Genomic DNA, 13,703 nt, shown 5'->3' with positions numbered 1-13,703 from the left:
TATGCCACGTATTTCTGAGTTCGCACAACTTATAAAACTAGAATATTCAGCCAGTTAAATCACTTTATCGTGAGATATCTGTCTGCCTTGCCTCTGGAGAAAATGTGATGAACGAAACCCCTGAACAGGAAGCAGTCTGGCAACAAGTCGAGAATAATCCGCGCTTTCATGAACTGGTGCACAAGCGCCAGGCGTTTGCGCTGCTGCTCAGCGTGATTATGCTGGTGCTCTATATCGGCTTTATTCTGCTGATCGCTTTTGCGCCCGCCTGGCTCGGTACGCCGCTGCACGCGGGCACTAACGTCACGCGCGGTATTCCGATTGGTGTCGGTTTAATTGTGATGTCATTCGTGCTGACCGGCGTCTACGTGTGGCGCGCCAACGGCGAGTTTGATCGTCTGACCAAACAGATCCTGAGCGAGGTAAAATCATGAAGCGCCTGCTTTCGATATTTCTCGCGGTAGTGCCCGCCAGCGTGTTTGCCGCCGATGCCATTACCGGCGCGGTGCAACGGCAGGCCACCAACTATGAAGCCATTATCATGTTCGTGGTGTTTGTCGCGGCGACGCTCGGCATCACCTATTGGGCCTCGAAACGCACCCGCTCGCGCAGTGATTACTACACCGCAGGCGGCAATATCACCGGTTTCCAGAATGGCCTCGCCATCGCCGGTGACTTTATGTCCGCCGCCTCTTTCCTCGGTATTTCTGCGCTGGTTTACACCTCGGGTTACGACGGGCTGATCTACTCGCTCGGCTTCCTCGTCGGCTGGCCGATGATCCTGTTTTTGATCGCCGAACGTCTGCGTAACCTTGGGCGCTACACCTTCGCCGATGTCGCCTCCTATCGCCTCGCGCAGAAACCGATTCGCACGCTGTCAGCCTGCGGCTCGCTGGTGGTGGTGGCGCTGTATCTGATTGCGCAGATGGTGGGTGCCGGTAAGCTGATCCAGCTGCTGTTCGGCCTTGATTACCATATCGCAGTGGTGATGGTCGGGATTCTGATGGTGCTGTACGTGCTGTTCGGCGGCATGCTGGCGACCACCTGGGTGCAGATCATCAAGGCGGTGCTGCTGCTGTTTGGTGCCAGCTTTATGGCGATTATGGTGATGAAAGCCACCGGCTTCAGCTTCAATACGCTGTTCACCGAAGCGATGGCGGTGCACCCGAAAGGCGCGGCGATTATGCAGCCGGGCGGGCTGGTGAAAGATCCCATCTCGGCGCTGTCATTGGGTCTCGGCTTGATGTTCGGTACCGCCGGTTTGCCGCATATTCTGATGCGCTTCTTCACCGTGGCCGATGCGCGTGAAGCACGTAAAAGCGTGTTCTGGGCCACCGGCTTTATGGGCTACTTCTACTTCCTGACCTTTATTATTGGCTTCGGCGCGATTTTGCTGGTGGGATCGAATCCAGCCTTTAAAGACGCCAGCGGCGCGCTGCTCGGCGGCACCAACATGGCAGCGGTGCATCTGGCGAACGCGGTCGGCGGCAGCCTGTTCCTCGGCTTTATCTCGGCCGTGGCCTTCGCCACCATTCTGGCGGTGGTGGCAGGTCTGACGCTGGCGGGGGCTTCGGCAGTTTCACACGATCTCTATGCCAGCGTGATCCGTGAAGGTAAAGCGACGGAACGCGATGAACTGCGCATCTCGAAGATCACCGTGCTGGTGTTAGGTGTAGTAGCGATTGCGCTGGGGATTCTGTTTGAGAAACAGAACATTGCCTTTATGGTCGGTTTGGCGTTCTCGATTGCTGCCAGCTGTAACTTCCCGATTATTCTGCTGTCGATGTACTGGTCAAAACTGACCACGCGCGGCGCGATGGTGGGCGGTTGGCTGGGACTCGTTACTGCGGTACTGCTGATGATCCTTGGCCCGACGATTTGGGTGCAGGTGTTGGGGCATGAGAAACCGATCTATCCGTATGAGTATCCGGCGCTGTTCTCAATGCTGGCGGCATTTATCGGTATCTGGCTGTTCTCAATTACCGACCATTCTGCTCGCGGTGCCCAGGAACGTGCCCGCTTCCGTGGGCAGTTTATTCGCTCACAGACGGGGATTGGGATTTCGCAGGGGAAATCGCATTAAGTCCGTGCTGGCTTCCCCTCACCCTCTCCTATAGATGGGAGAGGGAACCGATCGGCGCGTTTTCTCCTTCTCCCGCTTGCGGGAGAAGGCCGGGATGAGGGACAGACCGCACCCAAACAAAAATGGCGACCCATTGGGCCGCCATTTTTCATTCTAATTTAAACAATTAGAAACGCAGTGATGCGCCAACATACGGGCCATCGACCAGTACGTTATCTTTGCGGCTACCTTTGTTGTTCAGCTCAATGTACTGATAACCCACACGCAGGTTCAGCAGCGAAATCGGCGTGAAGCTCAGGCCACCTGAGGCTTCCTGGTAGCTATCCAGACGATCGGAGAACGCTTCTGGCGCATAGTAATATTCGCCGTACAGGCCCCACATGCTGTTGAAGCTGTATTGCGCTGCGCCACCGACTGCCACGGTGAAGCCATCACGACCATCTTCCGGATGGGTGAACAGCGCTTTCGCAGTAGGCGCAATGCGGAAATCACCCACGTCGATGTTATAGCCGAGGCCCGCACCGTAGGTGCTGCCATCGTGATCGCTGCGCAGCCAGTTGCCTTTCAGGAACAGGCCCGGTGAAGTGGTGCCGAGGCCAAGGTTCAGGTTGGTGCTATGCTCACCCACGTCAACACTGCCCTCAATTGCCTGTGCGCCGCTGCTCAGCAGTGCCAGACCCAAAACGCTTCCAGTAACAAGTTGCTTTAACATGTGATTCCACTCCATGAAGGACAATTAATTCGGCGGCAAGGGTACCAGCCTGGCGACGAGAGACAACATTATTTGGAAAGCTTTACGTAAAAATGGATTACGGCGGGGAAAAAAGTGGCCCTTAAAGGCCACTTTTCAGATTAGAAGCGCCAGGCTGCGCCGATAAAAAGACCATCAATCGCACGATGGGTTTTATATTCGTGCAAGCCACTGCCGAGATAGCGGTAACCGGAACTCAGCGTTAACCAGTGGGCCGGTTGGTAGTAAACTCCGGCCTCAAACTGATGCAGATGATCCAGCTTATAGGTGCTGAAGTTAGGCGCCATGCTGAAATCGAGATAGAGCCAGGTATGGCGCGCTTGTGGCAGTGGAGCCATCGCGCGTATACCCGCATTCACGCCGTAGCTGGAGGTTTTATCATGGTTCAATTCAGCCCAGAACAAACCGACGCGCGGCACAATGCGCATTGCGCCTACAGCCACGCCGTAACCCAGATTGGCGTCCAGCAATTCTGACTGATGTTTGGCATTCACGTATTCCACGCCATATTGCAGGCCTGGCGCGGTTTTTTGGCTGTTGATGGCGGCCGCAAAGAAATCACTGCCCCCCTTTACGCCGATTTCCTGAGCAGTTACCCCAGCGGAGGCCAACAGGAGCCCCATTGCAAAATACTGACTTTTCATTTATCGCTTCCTTATCGTTTAAGCGGGCAAACAATAAGCAAAGCGATCGGGCTGCTGTATGAGCAATGACTCAAAACCAGCGGATTACGATACCCACAGTAAGTGGCTTAACAGCGGCGCGAGAATGACGGTGACGACGCCAGACAGCATCATCACCAGGCTCGACACCACGCCTTCCTGCTGGCCGAGTTGATACGCGCGCGCGGTGCCTGCGCCATGTGATGCAGCACCAAAACCGGCGCCTTTAGCCACGCCCTGCTTGATGGCAAGACGCAGAAACAGCACGTCGCCCACCGCCATACCAAACACACCGGTGATCACCACAAACAGCGCCACCAGATCCGGCTGGCCGCCAATCGGCTGCGCGGCTGCCAGCGCAAACGGCGTGGTAATTGAGCGTACCGCCAGGCTGCGCTGAATGGTTTCCGGTAACGTTAGCAAGCGCGCCAGCCACACCGAACTGCATACTGCCACCAGCGTGGCCGTCAGCACGCCCACGCTCAGCGACAGCCAGTGACGCTTGATGATCTCAAGGTTCTCATACACCGGCACGGCAAATGCCAGCGTCGCCGGGCCAAGCAGCCAAATCAGCCAGTGGCTTTCAGCGATGTAATTTTTCCAGCTGACGTGAGTGAGCAGCAACAGCGCCACCAGCACCAGCGGCGTCAATACCAGCGGCATCAACAGCAGCGTGCGCCAGCGGCGATAAAGAATTTTGTTGAGGTAGTAGACCAGCAGCGTGAACGCCAGACACAGCAGACTAATCAGCAGATCATTCATGATGCGCCTGCTTGCGTGCGGCGCGTGCCAGTTCGAAGCGATATAAACGATCAACCACCAGTGACGTCGAAGCCAGCACCAGCAAGGTACTGACGCCGATCACCACGCAGATGCGCCAGCCTTCACTGCGCAGCAAATCGCTGTAGTTCACTACCGCCACCACCGCTGGAATAAAGAACAGCAGCATTTCTGCCAGCAGCCAGTTGGCGCCAGCTTTCACCCAGCGCAGCGGCACGATGCGCGTCATGATCAACACCAGCAGCAGCACCATGCCCACTACGTTGGCGGGCAGCGGCAGATGCAGCCAGCTCACCAGCCTGTCGCTGAAAATAAACAAACCGACATACAGCACCAGCTGCAGCGGAACAAAGGTACGTTGCAGGAGATCCGTTCTGCGCGGACTTAATGCCATCATTGCTTGTTACCTGGATGAAAAATTGAGGTGCCCAGTATAAATCCGCCGCAAACTGTGAAAGAAATGAATTAAAATTATTCAAACTATGCCAAAAAGGAATGTTTATGGATGTGCGCGCCCTGCGCTACTTCACTGAGGTGGTGCGCCAGCAGAGCTTCACCCGCGCCGCTGAGAAGCTGTTCGTGACGCAGCCGACCATCAGCAAAATGCTGCGCCAGCTGGAAGAGGAGCTCGGCTGCACCTTACTGCTGCGCGAGGGCCGCAAACTGCATTTAACGGATAGCGGTCAGGCGGTTTACCAGCGCGGACTGGTGATTCTGCAAGAGTTCCACCAGCTTGAAGCGCAGTTGGGCGATATCAACCAGCTGAAAACCGGCGAGCTGCGGCTGGGTATTCCGCCGATGGTCGGCATGCAGATGGCCGGATCGATCTCCGCCTTTCGCCGCCGTTATCCCGGCGTACAGCTGAAAATATCCGAGTTCGGCGGACTGACGGCGCAGCAAGCGGTGCTGAGTGGCGCGCTGGATATCGCCCTTACCGCACTGCCGATCGAATCCGAACTGCCGCTCAATACGCTGGAGCTGATGCACCATCCGCTGTGCGTGCTGCTGCCGCGCAGTGAACAATGGCGAGATCACCGTAAAGTCGGTTTGGCAGAGTTAGCCGAACATCCGCTGCTGATCCTCAATGAAGAGTTCGCCTTGAATCGCCAGATTCGTAAAGCGTTTCAACGCCAGAACCTGACGCCAACTATTGCGCTGCGCAGCGCGCAGTGGGATTTTCTCGCCGCGATGGTGCAGGCGGGTATGGGACTGGCGATTCTGCCGGAGCCCATTTGTCAGCGGCTGGATAAGCAGTCGCTGCTGTGGCTGCCGCTGGAATCGGAGCTGCAGTGGAGTTTGGGGTTGATTTGGCGGGAAGGCAGTTATCTGTCGCGCAGCGCCGAGGCGTGGATTGAATGTTGCCGTGAACACTGGCCGGATAGTGCGCCACGGCTGTCGGTGTGAAAACAACCGCAGCGCATTAACGTAGCGGCGCAATGTTTTGCGCCGCTACCGATGAACAATATGGCTTACTGCTATTCCTCTTTCTCAATCAGCAACGCTTCCAGCAGATCAAGATCGTGCAGCAGTTTCTGCATTGTCTCGTTGGAGATCTCCTGCGTGGCGCGCAGATGATAGACCTCGGCGCGCTCGGCGCGCAGCGCATTGAGGCGGAAACGACGCTCAAGATTTTCAGCAAATTGCGCCTGTTCGATATCGTTTTTCCCCTCCGCGCGACGACGCAGGTTACCAATCACGCGCAGGCTGACCTCTTTCAGCAGCTCAGGATCGATGTTCTCTTCGGTGTCGCTCTCAAGACGCTGCTCCATTTTATGCAGGCTCTCAATCGCCACTCCCGCCATCGCGGCACGCGCAAACTGAATCTCACGACGATGGCCGACCTTATCGATGCTTTCTACGTCGCGCAGCAGAATCGGCAGTAGCACCACGCCAACCAGCAGCGACACCAGAATCACGCCGGTAGCGATGAACACCAACTCATAGCGCGCCGGGAACGGATCGCCGTTGCTCAGGAACAGCGGAATCGACAGCACACCGGCCAAGGTAATGGCACCGCGCACGCCGGCAAAAGAGGCAATCAGCAATTCACGCAGCGAGTAATTGGTAAACTCCAGCGGCTTCTTCTTCAGCAGACGCATGCTGGTGCGCTTCATGATCCACAACCAACCGAAACGCACCACCATCAGCGCGGCGTACACCAACAGAACATCGGTAAACAGCATCCACAGTTCCACGTTAGGATCGGCTTGCGCCTGCGCAATCGAGGTGGAAAGGATGTCGGGCAGCTGCAGGCCGAGCATCAGGAACACCATGCCGTTGAACACGAACTCCAGCATCTGCCACACGCTGTTCGCGCGCAGACGCATCGCCAGCGGTGCCTGGCGGATAATGCCGGAACGCGTAATGGTCATACCGGCGGCGACGGCGGCGAGAATGCCCGATACGCCAAGGTGTTCCGCAATCAGGTACGAGGCGAACGGTAACAGCAGCAGCAGCACGGTCTGTGTTGCCGGGTCATCCCCGCTCCAGCGGCTCAGCAGACGCAGCGAGCGGCCATACAGCCAGCATATCGCCACACCAGCGACCAAACCGCCAACCGCCACTTTGAGAAACTCAACGCTGGCGCCGCCCCACGTAAACACCATGGTGCCCATCGCCACCGCGACGGCAAACTTCAGCGATACCAGGCCCGACGCGTCGTTCATCAGGGCTTCGCCCTGCACAATCGACATAATTTTTTTCGGGATGCGTCCTTCACCAACAATGCCGGACAGCGCCACGGCATCGGTTGGCGAAAGCACCGCCGCCAGCGCGAAGGCGGGAATCAGCGGAATCCCTGGCACCAGCCAGTAGATCAGGTAGCCAATCCCGACCACCGTGATCAGCACCAGAACCAGCGCCAGCCCCATGATTTCGCGACCGTGATGCAGGAACTCGTTTATCGGCGTTTTCCAGCCATCCGCAAACAGCAGCGGCGGAATGAACAGCACGAGGAACAGTTCCGGATCAAAATCGACATGCAGGCCGAAGACGGGAAATGCGAGCAGTGCACCGGCGGCAATTTGCACCAGCGGCAGGGGAATTTGAAACGGCAGAATACGTGCCGCCACGCTGGAGAGTGAAACCACCAGCGTCATGATGAGAATAGTAAAGAAGATTTCCATGCTTTCCTTAGGCGAATCAATTTCATTAAAGCGATGTTGTTGCGTGGGAAAGTGTAAAACAAAACGCCGCACAGCGGAGCAACCCGATGTGCGGCGTGATGCAGAAAGCGAATAATCCTGGAATTATTCAACTTTCAGGTCAGATGGCCCAGCCACCGGCATAGAACGCGACCAGCGCGACAGCAATCACCACGGTGCCCACGTTCAGCTTGCGCCACTCACCGGCAAACAGGCGTCCAATCACCAGTGAAGCGAAGCCGAGCATGATGCCGGTGACGATGTTGCAGGTCAGCACGATGAACACGGCGGTCAGCAAGCCGGACATCGCATCAACAAAATCGTTGAAGTCGATTTTTGCCACGTTACTCAGCATCAGCAAGCCAACGTACATCAGCGCCGGCGCGGTCGCGTAAGCCGGAACCAGATAGGCCAGCGGCGACATAAACAGGATCACCAGAAACAGCAAACCCACCACAATCGCCGTCAGACCGGTTTTACCACCCGCCGCCGTGCCCGCCGCCGATTCGATATAGACCGCAGCTGGCGAAGCGCCGACCAAGCCGGCGAACAGGCTGCTGACGGAATCGGTGGTTAACGCACGACCGCCGTTGATGATCTGCCCCTCTTTATCCAGCAGATTCGCCTGCCCCGCGACCGCGCGGATGGTACCGGTGGCATCAAAGACGGCGGTCATCACCAGCGCCAGCACGCTTGGCAACACCACCGGTTGCAGCGCACCCATGATATCGAGGCTAAACATCGCTGATTGCCCGTTAGCATCCTTCAGGCTCGGCATGGCAAACAGACCTTGATAGGTCACCGCCGGATCGAAAATCAGGCCGAGAATCGAGATGGCGATGATGGTCAGCAGAATGCCGCCCGGCACGCGGCGTTTTTCCAGACCAAAAATCGCCGCCAGTCCCACCAGCGACATGATCACCGGGAACGAAGCGAATTGACCCAACGCCACCGGCAAGCCCGGAGCCGGATTTTTCACCACCAAACCAATGCCGTCAGCGGCGATCAGCAGCAGGAACAAGCCGATACCTACGCCGGTGCCATGCGCCACGCCCATTGGTAAGTTGCGCAGTATCCATGCGCGGATGCCGGTGACCGAAATCAGCGTGAACAGCAAGCCCATCAGGAACACCGCACCAAGCGCCACCGGCACGCTAATGTGCTGGCCGAGCACCAGGCTGAACGCGGTGAAGGCGGTCAGCGAGATGGCGCAACCAATCGCCATCGGCAGATTGGCCCACAAACCCATGATGATCGATCCAAAACTGGCGACCAGACAGGTAGCGACGAACACCGCCGTTGGCGAGAAGCCCGCTTTGCCCAGCATGCCGGGCACCACGATGACGGAGTACACCATCGCCAGAAACGTTGTCAGACCCGCCAATACTTCCTGACGCACGCTGCTGCCGCGTGCAGAGATATTGAACCAGGCGTCCAGTTTTCCACTGGCCGGGCGCGATTCGCCAGACATAATTCTTCCTCAATTTTTTTGTGATGTGAGTCGCCGCGCGGCGCACGTTTGCCGTTCCCTGATGGCGGTTTTTCATGATGAAAATCCAGGCAAACGTTTACGTCGCCGCGTATTCCAGGCCGTAAAGGGGGACGCGGAAAAAAGGCAAACGATTATCTGGCGTTTGCCCTGGGGTTTTCAACTCTTAATCACGGGTATTGCAGGATAAATCCAGGCAACTCACCCCGCCAGGCCGCCAATTATGGCGGCCTGGCTGAACTCAGCGGCTTAACTCAATCGCGCCGCCCTGCTGGATCGCCCGTTGCCAGGCCGCGCGCTGCTGCATGGTTTCCAGCCAGCGGGCGGTGGCGGGCGTATCGCGTAGGGAACCACGCAGTTGCAGCGCCAGCAGCGGGAAGCTCATCTGCACATCGGCGATGCTAAAACGTGAACCGGCAAAAAACGCATGCTGCGTGAGATGCTCTTCAATTACCCGACCATGTAGAGCCAGCTGTTTATTCAGCCAGGCTTTCTGAATCCCTTTGCTCAGGGCGATGCCGGCCGGGCGCAGCAGCCACGGCACCGGCTTTTTGCCAAACTGCGCAAACACCAGTTTCATTACCAGTAATGGCATCAGCGAACCTTCAGCGTAATGCAGCCAGTAACGAGCCTGAATCTGCTCATCTTCATGACTCAACGTCAGCTGATGCTCACTGTCGTACTTCAGTTGCAGGTATTCGAGAATTGCGCCTGATTCGGCAATCACGCGATTACCGTCGGTGATCACCGGGGATTTGCCCAGCGGATGCACTTTCTTTAGGGAATCGGGTGCCAGCAGGCTGTTTTCACGCTGATAGCGTTTGATTTGGTAAGGCACCGCGAGCTCTTCCAGTAGCCATAACACGCGATGCGAACGGGAGTTTTCCAGATGGTGAACGGTGATCATACGGTTTCCTTGCCGGTAAAAGTGTTCCGCCAAGTATAGTCGATCAGCGTTTTTGCTCGTCCTGTTCCGGATCGAGTAACACCGCGCCCGAACCTTGCTCGCCCAACCGGTCACCGGGATTGCGCAGCGGGCAATCGCGCATCGATAAACAGCCGCAGCCAATGCAACCATCAAGATCGTTACGCAAGCGCGTGAGGGTTTCGATGCGTTTATCCAGCTCCTCGCGCCAGTGCTGCGTCAGCGCGTCCCACTCTTGTGTCGACATCCGTTTATTAGCCGGCACATGCGTCAGGCTGTCGCTCACCGTCGCCAGCGGAATGCCAATGCGTTGTGCAATTTTGATGATGGCAACGCGACGCAGCACGTCACGGCTGTAGCGACGTTGGTTGCCGCCGTTGCGCGAGCTACAGATCAATCCTTTGGTCTCATAGAAGTGCAGCGCCGACACCGCCACGCCGCTGCGCTTCGCCACTTCACCCGGCGTCAAAACCGGCTTCGGGTAATTGCGTTCTTTTTTCATTTAGGGCCTTTACCTCAAGTTAACTTGAGGAATTATACTCGCACCCCAGCAAAACTTCGAATTTCTTACCAGGCAAAAAACATCAGAAGGATGAGGCTATGATGCAACAGGAAATCATTCATTCGCTGTCCAACTGGATCGATCAGAATCTGGATAAAGCGCTGTCAATTGATGAAGTCGCGGCAAAATCAGGTTACTCAAAATGGCATCTGCAGCGTATGTTCCGTGCCGTCACGAAACAAACGCTGGGTGGCTATATTCGCGAACGTCGTCTGACCCTGGCCGCTGAAGCGCTGCGTCAAACCCAGCGTCCGGTGTTCGATATCGCGATGCAATACGGTTACGATTCGCAGCAGACGTTCTCGCGCGTGTTCCGCCGTCAGTTCTCGCAAACGCCAACCGCTTATCGTCATACCATGCGTCGCCAGGCGATGATTCAGCGTCCGCGTTTGCTCAGTTTTGACTGTGCAGACAACAACATGACCAGTTTTGCCCAGCGTACCACCGGCGAGTGCTGCCCGGTTAGCTAACCCTTTCTGCGCGCCCCTTGCGGGCGCACCTCGCTTTTCCTGCCTGTTTTTTCCCCAGTTCGATAAAAATCTTTCTACCTGACCCGGTATAAATTTTGTTCAAAATTTAAAATCGAGTGATATAATGTGAGCCAAGTCACACTTTTCTGTCTTCAGTTAGACGGCCAGAAGGACTTCCCTGACCTTCCTTCTTAGCCGCCAGTGATGTCGATTGAATGTCGGGGATATCACTGATTCTAAGAGGTTTTTGCAGATGGCCACCCTAACCACCAGTTTGATTGTAATGCGCTGGGAACTCCTGAGTGCGGTAATGATGTTCTTCGCCAGCACCATGAAAATTCGACTGCGTCAGAACAGTCACCACGTGATGGCGCTGCTGTGCGGTGGCATCGGCGTTGGCATGTCATGCTGGTTTGTTACTGGCCTACTCGGTATCACGCTGAGCATGGAGAATCTGCATAACTTTATGGAAATCTCCAAAAACGCCTTTATCGAAGTAATGAGCCAGACGCCAACCGATTGGCCAATGCCTTAATCGCAGCCAATAAAAAACCCCGCCGAAGCGGGGTTTTTTATTTTGCTGTGTGATTCTAAATTTTCTTCAATACGGCCGGAATGGTCACTTCCGCCACCGTGATGCCCGGTATCTTCGTACCGCGGCGATCCTGAATCCACATATCACCCATCATCTGATTTAGCCCGCGATCCAGACCGGTCACCAAACCCGCGCCCGGCGTGAAGGTTAATTCGCCGAAGTAGATCTGCTCGTTATCGATGTACCAATCCACGCGCACATAATCGAAATCGCTCGCCAGCTTTTTACTCAACGCCAACGCGTGCTGCAACGAGGCCATTTGCGGCGTCACGTCCAGGCCGGTATCACGAATTTTGTGATACGCCTCGTTGAGGTTGTTGACGTAGAAGTTCATCGACAACAGCGGATTGCAGCGGTTGTAGATCACCTGCAGCACATACTCAAAGCTGCCGTCGCGCTTGTTGAACATGTGGAACTTGTAGTCAATTGGTGCCGATTTACCATCGCCAATGTACTGCTCCACCAGAATGCGTGGCTTGATGTAGCGATAGTGAATCTCGCGCGCTTCGTTGGCGAAATCGGTCTTCAGCCAGCGATGGCAATCGTTGATAATCTGCTGCTTCTTCAACGCATCCGGCTCTTCCAGCAGGATCTCCACCATGTTGGAGGCGTGATTCGGCTTGATAACGGTATTTTTCCAGCTCGGCAGCGTGTGCAATGAACTGGGATCGCTGGTCTCGTAAACCAGCGGGATCAGGTATTCGCTGCCCACTTTCTCGGCGATATATTCACGCACCGAATATTTGTCCGACAGACGACCATAAATCTGATAATCGCCATGGATGAATTTGCGATACAGCACCTTCTCGTTAAACACTTTCGGCTCGCGCAGATTAGGCAATTTGCGGAACTTGTGAAAATAGTAGATACGATCCTGGTATGCCCAGGGCATCTTCTTGATGAAGTACTGAACGCTTCTTCTGAGTTCATCTTTCAACTTGAGCATATCTGACCTCATTTGTAGGTTTTGTAGTTGAGTGAGGAAACCTGGATTTTTTGGATGACGCCGTTTTTGAAGAAGTAATTCATTACGGTAAGAGACAGCAATTCTGAGATGAAAACGCTCCATGCGGCACCCATGATGCCGTAGCTCTGGATCAGCCACCACGACAGCGGCAAGCTGATGACCATCAGGCAAACGATTTTCTTCAACAGATAATTAAACCCGCCTTCTTTGACCATGTAGCGATACGCTACGGTCCCCATCGCCGAAAAGCAGGTTGCTAACGACAACAACGTAATGAGACTTCCTGACTGTGTGTACTCGTGACCATATAAAGCGATGATGATTTTTTCGCCGTACATCGCGATCACCGCTAACAACAACAATGAAACACCCATGACATAACCATTAAGCCGTGCTGTCAGCTTGATGGCGGTTTCTCCACGCTCACGGAAGATTTCCGAAAAGCAGGAAGTGATGATGGCGACCGGGATAAAAATCCAGGAGGCCGAAATGGTATTGGCGGCGGCGAACAAACCAAGATCGCGCGCTGAGGCGATGCCTGCCAGGAACATCTGTGCCGCTTTCACCTGCACCGAGATAAAGATGCTGGAGATGGCCAGCGGCAATCCGGCGTACAGCAAATAGCGCAGATAGGTGTTGCGCTTATCCTGTGGCGGCGCCACATCCTGATTTTCGCGATAAAAGTTAAAACGCTTAATGACGTACGGCACCAACGTGACGGCGACAATCGAAACGGTCAGCCATAGCGGATTGAGGTGCAGCCAGGCAATGGCGAAACTTAAGCTGAAGCCCAGCAGCAATCCGACAGAGTTGGCGATGGTATTCAGCCGCGACGCTAAGCGCGCATTGTTGTAGACACTGAAGGTGTCCTGCGTCACGAAAACCGAAGAGATAAATGAGGCCAGTGCAAAAGCGAGGAAGTTTTCCTGCATGTTGTACCAGACCCAAATCAAGACGGGCAGCGATGTGAGCAACAGCAAAACCATGCGCATGTTGCGCGCTACGGTCATCAGGCGTAGCCCTTTCGGTGCACTCTTACTGATACGTTTAAACAAAATGGTTTCCGTACCGAAAATCGCCACGGTCTGCACCATGGAAAACAGTGAGGTCGAAAACGCCATTTGGCCAAAGATGGTTGGACCAAAGGATTTTGCCACGTAGGAGGTCACAAATATGACGCCGAACACGGAGACGATCTTTTCAGACATCATCCAGACGGCATTCGACATTACGCTCAATTTCATTGACTGATCCTTAGTATTACGAACTACAACAA

The 13,703-nt window shown here is 55.3% G+C and carries 15 protein-coding genes; 5 read left to right on the top strand and 10 right to left on the bottom strand.

The window, feature by feature from the left end:
- The first annotated feature begins 107 nt into the window (after window positions 1-107).
- Together PO881_RS01725 and actP are read left to right on the top strand one after the other, a co-directional pair.
- Entirely contained in the window at window positions 108-434 is a 327-nt protein-coding gene (locus tag PO881_RS01725; protein ID WP_008109989.1) for a DUF485 domain-containing protein, read from the top strand.
- Window positions 431-2,083 carry a cation/acetate symporter ActP gene (gene actP / locus PO881_RS01720; protein ID WP_101763042.1) on the top strand — a complete coding sequence of 551 codons (1,653 nt, stop codon included), beginning with the start codon at window positions 431-433 and terminating at the stop codon, window positions 2,081-2,083. Before PO881_RS01725 ends, actP begins: the two co-directional genes overlap by 4 nt.
- Before the next feature lie 166 nt (window positions 2,084-2,249).
- Here the strand turns inward: actP and PO881_RS01715 are convergent, their stop codons facing one another.
- The 4 genes from PO881_RS01715 to PO881_RS01700 form a co-directional block, all read right to left on the bottom strand.
- Window positions 2,250-2,795, bottom strand: a complete 546-nt coding sequence (locus tag PO881_RS01715; RefSeq protein WP_008109987.1) for a YfaZ family outer membrane protein — start codon at window positions 2,793-2,795, stop codon at window positions 2,250-2,252.
- 140 nt (window positions 2,796-2,935) lie between these two features.
- Window positions 2,936-3,478, bottom strand: a complete 543-nt coding sequence (locus PO881_RS01710; protein ID WP_192412665.1) for a YfaZ family outer membrane protein — start codon at window positions 3,476-3,478, stop codon at window positions 2,936-2,938.
- A gap of 84 nt (window positions 3,479-3,562) precedes the next feature.
- Window positions 3,563-4,258 (bottom strand): LrgB family protein, encoded by a 696-nt coding sequence (locus tag PO881_RS01705; protein ID WP_210081820.1) that lies wholly within the window; start codon window positions 4,256-4,258, stop codon window positions 3,563-3,565.
- Window positions 4,251-4,673, bottom strand: a complete 423-nt coding sequence (locus PO881_RS01700) for a CidA/LrgA family protein (protein ID WP_008109984.1) — start codon at window positions 4,671-4,673, stop codon at window positions 4,251-4,253. Before PO881_RS01700 ends, PO881_RS01705 begins: the two co-directional genes overlap by 8 nt.
- A 104-nt stretch (window positions 4,674-4,777) precedes the next feature.
- On the opposite strand from PO881_RS01700, the gene PO881_RS01695 reads away from it, so the two are divergent.
- Complete coding sequence (locus tag PO881_RS01695; protein ID WP_110868163.1) at window positions 4,778-5,680, top strand: LysR family transcriptional regulator; 903 nt, start codon at window positions 4,778-4,780, stop codon at window positions 5,678-5,680.
- 71 nt (window positions 5,681-5,751) lie between these two features.
- Here the strand turns inward: PO881_RS01695 and PO881_RS01690 are convergent, their stop codons facing one another.
- From PO881_RS01690 to soxR, 4 genes are all read right to left on the bottom strand, one after another.
- Complete coding sequence (locus PO881_RS01690) at window positions 5,752-7,401, bottom strand: Na+/H+ antiporter (protein WP_101763047.1); 1,650 nt, start codon at window positions 7,399-7,401, stop codon at window positions 5,752-5,754.
- Window positions 7,402-7,540: 139 nt separating this feature from the next.
- Window positions 7,541-8,890 (bottom strand): NCS2 family permease, encoded by a 1,350-nt coding sequence (locus tag PO881_RS01685; protein ID WP_101763048.1) that lies wholly within the window; start codon window positions 8,888-8,890, stop codon window positions 7,541-7,543.
- Between the two features lie 259 nt (window positions 8,891-9,149).
- Window positions 9,150-9,815, bottom strand: coding sequence for a glutathione S-transferase (locus tag PO881_RS01680; RefSeq protein ID WP_137384974.1), 666 nt, complete (start codon window positions 9,813-9,815; stop codon window positions 9,150-9,152).
- 43 nt (window positions 9,816-9,858) lie between these two features.
- The gene (gene soxR / locus PO881_RS01675; protein WP_101763050.1) at window positions 9,859-10,335 is read right to left on the bottom strand and encodes a redox-sensitive transcriptional activator SoxR; all 477 of its coding nucleotides are present in this window, start codon (window positions 10,333-10,335) and stop codon (window positions 9,859-9,861) included.
- Window positions 10,336-10,433: 98 nt separating this feature from the next.
- Here soxR and soxS point away from each other — a divergent pair, with 98 nt between their 5' ends.
- Entirely contained in the window at window positions 10,434-10,865 is a 432-nt protein-coding gene (soxS, locus tag PO881_RS01670) for a superoxide response transcriptional regulator SoxS (RefSeq protein ID WP_036649992.1), read from the top strand.
- A 253-nt stretch (window positions 10,866-11,118) separates the two neighbouring features.
- Window positions 11,119-11,400 (top strand): YjcB family protein, encoded by a 282-nt coding sequence (locus tag PO881_RS01665; protein ID WP_008109973.1) that lies wholly within the window; start codon window positions 11,119-11,121, stop codon window positions 11,398-11,400.
- A gap of 55 nt (window positions 11,401-11,455) precedes the next feature.
- On the opposite strand, the gene PO881_RS01660 is transcribed toward PO881_RS01665, so the two are convergent.
- Entirely contained in the window at window positions 11,456-12,406 is a 951-nt protein-coding gene (locus PO881_RS01660; protein WP_101763051.1) for an ATP-grasp fold amidoligase family protein, read from the bottom strand.
- Window positions 12,407-12,414: 8 nt separating this feature from the next.
- Window positions 12,415-13,671 carry a polysaccharide biosynthesis C-terminal domain-containing protein gene (locus PO881_RS01655; RefSeq protein WP_277974405.1) on the bottom strand — a complete coding sequence of 419 codons (1,257 nt, stop codon included), beginning with the start codon at window positions 13,669-13,671 and terminating at the stop codon, window positions 12,415-12,417.
- Between the last annotated feature and the right edge of the window lie 32 nt (window positions 13,672-13,703).

It is taken from the genome of Pantoea sp. SS70 (genome assembly GCF_029866845.1).
In the GTDB taxonomy this organism is placed as follows: Bacteria; Pseudomonadota; Gammaproteobacteria; order Enterobacterales; family Enterobacteriaceae; genus Pantoea; species Pantoea leporis.
This window is presented reverse-complemented; position numbering and strand designations above follow the sequence as displayed.

Excerpts from the sequence above, each read along its gene's own strand:
- PO881_RS01700 (WP_008109984.1), bottom strand. The coding sequence starts at position 4,673 with ATGATGGCATTAAGTCCGCGCAGAACGGATCTCCTGCAACGTACCTTT.
- PO881_RS01680 (WP_137384974.1), bottom strand. The coding sequence starts at position 9,815 with ATGATCACCGTTCACCATCTGGAAAACTCCCGTTCGCATCGCGTGTTA.
- PO881_RS01665 (WP_008109973.1), top strand. The coding sequence starts at position 11,119 with ATGGCCACCCTAACCACCAGTTTGATTGTAATGCGCTGGGAACTCCTG.
- soxS (WP_036649992.1), top strand. The coding sequence starts at position 10,434 with ATGATGCAACAGGAAATCATTCATTCGCTGTCCAACTGGATCGATCAG.
- PO881_RS01695 (WP_110868163.1), top strand. The coding sequence starts at position 4,778 with ATGGATGTGCGCGCCCTGCGCTACTTCACTGAGGTGGTGCGCCAGCAG.
- PO881_RS01725 (WP_008109989.1), top strand. The coding sequence starts at position 108 with ATGAACGAAACCCCTGAACAGGAAGCAGTCTGGCAACAAGTCGAGAAT.
- PO881_RS01655 (WP_277974405.1), bottom strand. The coding sequence starts at position 13,671 with ATGAAATTGAGCGTAATGTCGAATGCCGTCTGGATGATGTCTGAAAAG.
- PO881_RS01710 (WP_192412665.1), bottom strand. The coding sequence starts at position 3,478 with ATGAAAAGTCAGTATTTTGCAATGGGGCTCCTGTTGGCCTCCGCTGGG.
- PO881_RS01690 (WP_101763047.1), bottom strand. The coding sequence starts at position 7,401 with ATGGAAATCTTCTTTACTATTCTCATCATGACGCTGGTGGTTTCACTC.
- soxR (WP_101763050.1), bottom strand. The coding sequence starts at position 10,335 with ATGAAAAAAGAACGCAATTACCCGAAGCCGGTTTTGACGCCGGGTGAA.
- PO881_RS01705 (WP_210081820.1), bottom strand. The coding sequence starts at position 4,258 with ATGAATGATCTGCTGATTAGTCTGCTGTGTCTGGCGTTCACGCTGCTG.
- PO881_RS01715 (WP_008109987.1), bottom strand. The coding sequence starts at position 2,795 with ATGTTAAAGCAACTTGTTACTGGAAGCGTTTTGGGTCTGGCACTGCTG.
- PO881_RS01685 (WP_101763048.1), bottom strand. The coding sequence starts at position 8,890 with ATGTCTGGCGAATCGCGCCCGGCCAGTGGAAAACTGGACGCCTGGTTC.
- actP (WP_101763042.1), top strand. The coding sequence starts at position 431 with ATGAAGCGCCTGCTTTCGATATTTCTCGCGGTAGTGCCCGCCAGCGTG.
- PO881_RS01660 (WP_101763051.1), bottom strand. The coding sequence starts at position 12,406 with ATGCTCAAGTTGAAAGATGAACTCAGAAGAAGCGTTCAGTACTTCATC.